7 protein-coding genes are annotated in these 7,039 nt (G+C 69.9%); 2 read left to right on the top strand and 5 right to left on the bottom strand.

Annotated features, from left to right (window positions below):
- Positions 1-273: 273 nt before the first annotated feature.
- Together ACFVJQ_RS45135 and ACFVJQ_RS45130 are read right to left on the bottom strand one after the other, a co-directional pair.
- Complete coding sequence (locus tag ACFVJQ_RS45135; protein ID WP_385791760.1) at positions 274-552, bottom strand: hypothetical protein; 279 nt, start codon at positions 550-552, stop codon at positions 274-276.
- A gap of 76 nt (positions 553-628) precedes the next feature.
- Positions 629-1,534 (bottom strand): ETEC_3214 domain-containing protein, encoded by a 906-nt coding sequence (locus tag ACFVJQ_RS45130; protein WP_385791758.1) that lies wholly within the window; start codon positions 1,532-1,534, stop codon positions 629-631.
- A 179-nt stretch (positions 1,535-1,713) separates the two neighbouring features.
- Between ACFVJQ_RS45130 and ACFVJQ_RS45125 the strand changes: the two genes are divergently transcribed.
- Entirely contained in the window at positions 1,714-4,071 is a 2,358-nt protein-coding gene (locus tag ACFVJQ_RS45125) for an ATP/GTP-binding protein (protein ID WP_385791756.1), read from the top strand.
- A complete protein-coding gene (locus tag ACFVJQ_RS45120; protein WP_385791754.1) occupies positions 4,068-4,334 on the top strand; it encodes a hypothetical protein in 267 nt (88 codons plus the stop codon). Before ACFVJQ_RS45125 ends, ACFVJQ_RS45120 begins: the two co-directional genes overlap by 4 nt.
- On the opposite strand, the gene ACFVJQ_RS45115 is transcribed toward ACFVJQ_RS45120, so the two are convergent.
- The 3 genes from ACFVJQ_RS45115 to ACFVJQ_RS45105 form a co-directional block, all read right to left on the bottom strand.
- Positions 4,297-4,752: a hypothetical protein gene (locus ACFVJQ_RS45115; RefSeq protein WP_385791752.1), complete on the bottom strand. Its 456-nt coding sequence runs from the start codon at positions 4,750-4,752 to the stop codon at positions 4,297-4,299. The genes ACFVJQ_RS45120 and ACFVJQ_RS45115 overlap by 38 nt on opposite strands.
- A gap of 458 nt (positions 4,753-5,210) precedes the next feature.
- On the bottom strand, positions 5,211-5,576 hold the full coding sequence (locus ACFVJQ_RS45110) for a hypothetical protein (protein WP_385791750.1): 366 nt from the start codon (positions 5,574-5,576) through the stop codon (positions 5,211-5,213).
- Between the two features lie 600 nt (positions 5,577-6,176).
- Positions 6,177-6,803 (bottom strand): sigma-70 family RNA polymerase sigma factor, encoded by a 627-nt coding sequence (locus ACFVJQ_RS45105; RefSeq protein ID WP_385791748.1) that lies wholly within the window; start codon positions 6,801-6,803, stop codon positions 6,177-6,179.
- Positions 6,804-7,039: the final 236 nt, after the last annotated feature.

The raw sequence follows: 7,039 nt of genomic DNA, 5'->3' as shown, positions 1-7,039 counted from the left end.
TCCAGCGTCTTTCCTGAACGGGATACATGAGGGATCGGGCTCTCGACCAAAGCCGTCTGAGCTCTCCCCCAGCTCCCGGAAACGGCCACGAGCCTACCGGCTCACAGAACGGCGCACGGGACGGGGAACACCAGGGCGAACGTTGGCTGATGCGGCACTAGATGAGATCGCCGCTCTCGCCCGGCCCCTGATGCCGCCTCGGGTGCAGCCGGCCCGCATCGACCGGCCGCACCCGCCCGTCTGGCCCCTGCCCGTCCCGCTCCGGGACCCGGACTACGACTCCTTGAGCTCCTTCAGCCGCGCCGCATAAACGGCGGCGATCCGCTCCGCCTCCTCCGGGTCGGCGGTCGCCAGCTGCGCCTGGTCGGCGAGGGCGGCCTGACGGCCTGCCTTCAGCACCTCGATTCGCTCCTCATCGGGCACTGGCGCGCGGCGCTCCGTGATGATCTGGGTGTTGTACCAGTTCACCACCTCCTGGACGGCGTCCTCCGCCGCTTGCTCCTCGCCGCCTTCCAGGCCGGAGAAGTCGGGCTCATCTGGTGTGCCGGACACGGCAAACCCCCTCGGTCTTGATCATGAACGGGAGTGGCCATTGTCCTCCGGACGGTCGATTCGGAGGCTTTCCCGGTCACCCGCCGTGCAGGGCGCCCAGCTTCTTCTCCCAACGGCGGTAGTTCATCCGCCATCGCCAGTCCCGGACGCGGCGGTGGGCCCGACTGATCCGGCTGTCGAGCACCTGGTACTCGGGGTCGGCCAGGCGGACCAGGTCCTGGTCGGCCCCCAGGGAGATGCCGAAGAAGCTGCCATCCTGCACTTCCTCGTACAGGGCGATGCCGCTGACGACAACGGTGTTGATCGGGGCGCTCGCCCGATAGGCGGCTTGTCTGTCGGGCAGAAGCCGTGTGCGGGTGTCGTCCTCGTCGTCGAACCAGTCGAGGGCGGGAGGAACGGCGTTGTAGCCGATGTCGTTGACGCCGACGTACCACGATCGGTAGCCGCCTGGATTGCCGAAGAAGTGGTGCTCCCGGTATCCGAACCGGCGGTTGCCGAGCCAGGCGCTGTGCTCGCCCGGGTCGGCGAGGGCCGCGAAGGTGGTCTTCCCCAGCCGGATCCGCGTCTCGCCGATCAGCACGCGCGGCCGGAACCACCAACTGATCGTGGTGATCCCGTACATGACCACGGTGTCGTCATCACCCCAGGTGACCAGGTAGCCGAGTCGAGACAAGGGCCAGGTCCGCACGGTGATCTCGACTTTCCTGTCGTCCTCATCGGCGTCTTCAGGTTCGTCGGCGGTGAGACGGGTGCATTCCATCGTCGACTGCCACTTCGGCTCACCCAGCAGGGACTCGACGTAATCGTGCCGCACACCGGGGGCAATCTTGCGGAGGCGGGTGGTGAGGTAGCGCCTGCGGCCGATGGTGCGGCGCCACCCCTCGGTGAGCGTCTTGGTGAAGCTCCAGCTGGCTACGAGCACTCCTGCCAACTGCCAAAGGTTGAGGGTGGAGCTGTACCAGGGCTCCGGATCGGGTTGCATCGCTGAAGAATGCCGTATGTCCGTCCAGAGCACAGCAGTTGGCCAGGCCTGGAGAGGGGCGGGCTCCCTGATGGGGGCGGTCCCAGCATAGGTTGGGACCCAAAGGTGATCATCTTTCGGGGGTGGGTGTGACCGGCGGCCGGGATCTGAGGACCCTATTCAGTACGAACGACCGCAGCGTGCGGGCTGATGAGGCCTTCACGAACCGCGCCTCACAGTGGGAGACGGTCGCGGCCGCGCTCACCGAGCACCTCCAGCACATCAGCGCACCCGGCTTCGGCGCAGAGGACCTCGAGGCGCCCCGCAATCACGTCCTCGTCTTCCACGGCGTGGGCGGCATCGGCAAGACGACCCTGTCCCGGATGCTGGAGGCGGCACTTACCGACGCCGGACGGCGGCCTTCCCAGTGGGGCGAGCCCGGCTGGCCGGCCGACCGGATCTTGCCCGTGCGCATCGACCTCGCCCGCTCCGCCGGTACCGACTTCGAGCAGATCGTGCTGACGATCCGGGCCGCGCTCACCCGGATCGGGCGCCCCCTGCCCGCTTTCGACCTGGCCCTGCGCCGCTACTGGGAGGCCAACCACCCCGGCGAACCGCTTGAGGAGTACCTGCGCCGCGCAGGTCTCGGCTCCCGGTTCGGGCAGGCGCTGCCGCAGCAGGTGCAGTCCGCGCTCGCCGACGTCGCCCAGGCGCTCATGCTGCCCGGCACCATCGGCTCGGCCGTCGGCCAGGTCGCTGGCGCTCTCGTCTGCGCGCTGCGTGAACGCCGCCGGACCGTACGGGCCCTGGCCGGGTGCGAACGGCTGGCGGACCTGCTGGAGGCCGAACCCGACCTGGACGCCCTGTCCTTCTACCCGCACCTGCTGGCGTGGGAGCTCGCCCGCCTCCCCGAGGGCAAACGCGTCGTGCCGGTCGTCCTGCTCGACACGTTCGAGGACATCGGCGACCGGACCCGCCGCGACCTGGAGCGCCTGGTCCAGCGGACGGTGTGGCTCCTGCCGAACGCCTTCTGGGTGATCACCGGCCGCTCCCGCCTGCAGTGGGCCGACCCCGCGCTGCAGGGCCAGCTCGACTACACCGGCCCCGCCGCCTGGCCCGGCCTTGTCCACACGGCCGTGCCCGCCGCCCGCACCCCCGCTCCGGCCGGCACCGCACGGCAGGTGCTGATCGGCGACTTCTCCCCCGAGGACTGCGACGACTACCTCGCCCGCCGCCTCACCCGCGACAGCCAGCCTCTCATCAGCGAGCCCGTCCGGCAGGTCATCACCGCCCGCTCGCACGGCCTGCCCCTCTACCTCGATCTGTCCGTCGCCCGGTTCCTCGAGCTGAGCCGCAGCGGCCGCACCCCGCAGCCCGCCGACTTCGACCACGACTTCCCCGCCCTGGTCGCCCGCACCCTGACCGACCTCACCCCCGACGAACGCCACGTCCTGCGCTCGGTGAGCCTGCTGGACGCCTTCGACGTCCCCCTCGCCACGCGCGCCGCCGGCCTCGCCCACGAAGGCCCCGCCCTGCGGCTGACCGAGCGCCCCTTCGTCCGCGACAACCCCTTCGGCCTGTGGCCCTTCCACTTCCACGGCCTGATCCGCTCCGCCGTACGCAACGCCGACGACACCACCGACGACCGCTGGACCGAAGCAGACTGGCAGCAGGCCGCCCAGCGCGCCTTCACCACGCTGGGCGAACAGCACCACAACTCCCCCGGCCCGGGCAGGCTGCTGCTGATCGCATGCCTGCGCCAGGGCCTGCGCCTGGCCCGCGACCACCGCCTGGACCTCGACTGGCTCACCGCCGCCGCCTGGACCTACGTCAGCGACTCCGTGTGGGAGCCCCTCGCCCCACCGGACACCGACACCGCCACGGGCCTCGCCACCGCCGCTGACGCCCTGGTCGAACTCCTCAGCGCGCTCGCCCGCCGCCAGCACGAACACCGCTCCCGCACCGCGAGTCGGCTCACCACCGTCATCGACTGCGGCCTGCTCCCCGCCGAGCTGCACGAGATGGCCGTCTACTACCGGGCCAAGGCATACCGCGACATCGGACGCAGCCAGGACTCACGCCACGGATACCAGCAGGTCGCCGAAAGCGGCGGCCGCCTCGCCCCCGCCGCCCGCCGCGGGCTCGCCCAGGCCGCCCGTCTCGCCGGTGACTTCCCCACCGCCCTCGCCGCCGCACAGACTCTGGGCTGGGAAGGCCGCCACCAGCGGGTGCTGGGCGACCTGTACTGGTGCAAGGAGAGCCAGCCCGCGCGGCCGCCGCCTACCTCGCCGGACGCCTCGAAGCCGAACAGCACGCAAAATCCGGCGAAGCCGCACACAACCAGGCCCTGCGCGCCCTCGCCCTCGCCTTCCTCGACCCCCGCCAGGCCGGCGACGAAATCGACCTGGCCCACCAACTCCTCGCAGGCCTCGACCTGCGTGCCACAACGATCAACGCAGCCATCGCCGCCCTCATCCGCGACGCCGGCACCCCCACTCTCGACGACCGCGTCCGCGCCCTGCACACCGAGCTCGACGTCGCCGGCCTCACCTCCATGACACCCACCCTCGAACTCGCCGCCGCCTTCCACCAAGCCGTCCTGGACGACCGTGACGCACTGACCACCACCATCGCCCGACTGCGCGAACTGACCCAGGGCGGCGACTACGCCTACTACACCGCCATCGCGCACTTCATGGCCGACCTCCCCCTCCCCTCCGACCACACCGCCCCGCAATGGCTCGACGGCGAACCAGCCACCCGCGCACGGTGGCACGACCTCGTCACCACCCGACGCGACCTTCTGCGCACCAGTCGGTGAAGCCGGGCGAGACGCCGGACTGGAGCGGGCAGGTGCGGTTGACGACCACGACCGGCTCGGGCAGCACCAGCAGCCCGGTGGGCACGAGGATGTCCCGGTCGCGGTCCAGCGTGCTGACGTCGGCCGGCTCGAGGGTGGCAGCCGCGGCCATGACCGCAGCATGCGCGGCGGGGGAGATGACCAGGACCTCCGCCTGCCGCAGCAGTTTCCCGATCTGCCGTATCTGCCACGCGGCAGCCTCCCGGGGCGCGCGCGGCCACGGCGGCGGGTAGCCCTGCTTGCCCAGCGTCATCGACAGCGCCGCATCCCGCTTCAGGCCCTCGGGCCGTTCGGCCACGTCCGAGAGATCGCTGTGGAGCAGCACGGTGTGCAGCTCGGCGACGACGTTGTCCATGTTGGAGGCGAGCATCATCTGCACCCATGGGTTACTGGTCAGACACCGTTGGGTCTGTTCCCGCAGGCGGTGCGCCGCCCGTGCCGCGCCAGCCGCCGTCCACTGCCCGGCCCTGTCACGGCTCCGCTCCCGCTTGCCCCGGCTCGCCCTGCCCGCCCCGCAGCTCCCTTCACCGCGCACCGGCCGATGCCGAAGCCGTACCGACTACTACGGAAATGACACGACGCGATGTCGGACTGCCCCGGTCAGGCGCACGCTGTAGCCGTCCTCGGTCGCTCTCCACGCGTACGGGTCGACTCAATCGACTTCAGGTAGTAGTGCTCGCCACCCGGTCGCTCTCCACGCGGTTCCATCAGATGCTGTGCGCCATGCTGCGTGCCGGAACGGCACGGCGCTGCCGCACCACCGGGGCTCTTCACGTGACGAGGGGCCCCGCCGAGCTGGCGGGGCCCCTCGTGCCTCGCTCGACGCCAGCGCCTGATTCAGCTGCCCGGGGTGGTGCGGACCGCCGTGGCGGCGCCCCAGGCAGCGGCCGACAGAGCGAAGGCGTCCTTCGCCGCGTCGAGGTCCCCCACGATCAGCAAGACCGTGCCGCCGACGAAGGCGATGGATCCGGCGACGGCGAGCCCTACGGGGGCCGTCCGGCCGACAGAGCGCGCTGCGCGTGTACGGAGGCGCAGTTCGCGGCGGCGCTGGCGCCGGGCGCGGCAGCGCAGGACACGGAGTTCGCGCCGGCGGCAGACGAGTTCGTGCTCGGCCTGGGCGAGGAAGTCGTCGAAGGAGCTGTCCAGGATCGCGAGTTCGGGGACGTGCTGGCCCTGGTCGTCGCTGCGGTGCATCGTGGTCATGGGCGTTCCTCTGGGAGTGCCTGCCCGCCGCCTGGGTTGGAGAGCCTGGAGGCGGCGGGCCCCGTGCGTTCTGTGCATCGGTACCGAGAAACAGACGAGCCGGGCCCCACCTGTGAGACAGGTGGGGCCCGGCCCTTCCCCCGAGAAGCTGCGTCTTACTCGCTCGCTAGCGGCTCTCGGCGCGCCAGACGGTTCGATTCGGGGTGCAGACGGCCGGTCGGCCGGGCGGCCGGGCGGCTGGGCAACCGGAGGAGGAAGGCCTCGAAGATGCGGCGCACCCACGCGATGACGACCATCACGGCCGTGAGGACTGAGAGCGGCAATCGCCGAGCGAATAGTTCAACCATGTCAACCTCCGTGTGCCACAGGGTGGTCCTGACGGCATTCATCGAATGTGTGTGAGACGAAAAGATGCGGAGTGATGCTTTTCGCCTGTCTAGTGGTGGTTACGTCTCTTGTGTCGTGTGTCGTCTTTCCTTCAAGATCGCCGGGTAGTGATGCCAGCGATCTCCTGGTGACTGCACGGGCAAGTGCAGCCGCCACTCGGAGTCGCGGGCCGCTCCGTCTTCGCTGCGGGCGGCCCGTGGCCCCTGGAGGCAGCTACTCCTCAGCCAGGCGGATGCCGAGCCGGACCCCGACGTGCTCGGAGCGCAGCTTCTTGCGGGCATGGCGGATAGCGTCGCGCACGGATGCCTTGGTGGCGGTCCCGCCGAGGAGGCTGGCGATCGTGGGGGCCTGGAGCCCGTATCCCTCGTAGAGGACGAAGGCTTTCAGCTGGAATTCGCTGAACTCCTCCCGCAAGATCCGCATCGCCTGGTGGAGTTCGACCTTGCTGGCGGGGTTAACGCTGATATGCGCGTCGGGGTCCTCCAGGCGGTAGGTCTCGTCCCCGACGAACACTTCTGCGCGGTCACGGAGTTCTTCGAGGTGCTTCCACGCCTCACGCTGAGTGATCGTCCTGAGATACGCCCCGACATCCCCCTCCAGCGGGCCTGACCGAAGCCGCCCGAAGAACGCCAGCATCACCTTGGACATGACGTCGTCGATGTGCGTGCGCTGCGCGTTTGTGAGGGCATAGACCAGTCCGCGCAGCGTCGGCACCTTGCCCAGCCCGATGTCCCACTGCCGCCGGGCCTCGGGGCACAAATCCCCGTCGGGATTTAGGTTCCCTGGGGCCAAGCCGCGTTGGCGCGGCACCTTCTTCCTCTTCTTCTCGCCGCCGTGCATGGGCGCCCTCTCTGCGTCGTCGGGATCGGAAGCGCGCGGTGCGTGATGTGCCCTCAGGCCGTACGCGCAACCACACAGATCTCTCAGTCGCGCAAGAGATGGAGTGTGAGAAGGAGAGGCAGAGAACCTCCCGGAGAGAGGGGGGTCGGGTGGCCCGGGGGAATCGCACCCCCGGGCTCCCACAGAACGGAGCGTGACAATCTCTCGTCACTCCGCTCTTGCCATCCTGTTCACCA

The sequence above is a fragment of the Streptomyces sp. NPDC127197 genome (assembly GCF_042672405.1).
Taxonomy (GTDB): Bacteria; Actinomycetota; Actinomycetes; order Streptomycetales; family Streptomycetaceae; genus Streptomyces; species Streptomyces flavusporus.
The sequence above is the reverse complement of the archived record's forward strand: the minus strand, read 5'-3'. Positions and strand labels throughout refer to the sequence as shown.

What these genes read in the sequence shown, in the direction of transcription:
- ACFVJQ_RS45130 (WP_385791758.1), bottom strand. Translation starts at nt 1,534, where the DNA reads ATGCAACCCGATCCGGAGCCCTGGTACAGCTCCACCCTCAACCTTTGG.
- ACFVJQ_RS45120 (WP_385791754.1), top strand. Translation starts at nt 4,068, where the DNA reads ATGACACCCACCCTCGAACTCGCCGCCGCCTTCCACCAAGCCGTCCTG.
- ACFVJQ_RS45110 (WP_385791750.1), bottom strand. Translation starts at nt 5,576, where the DNA reads ATGACCACGATGCACCGCAGCGACGACCAGGGCCAGCACGTCCCCGAA.
- ACFVJQ_RS45105 (WP_385791748.1), bottom strand. Translation starts at nt 6,803, where the DNA reads ATGCACGGCGGCGAGAAGAAGAGGAAGAAGGTGCCGCGCCAACGCGGC.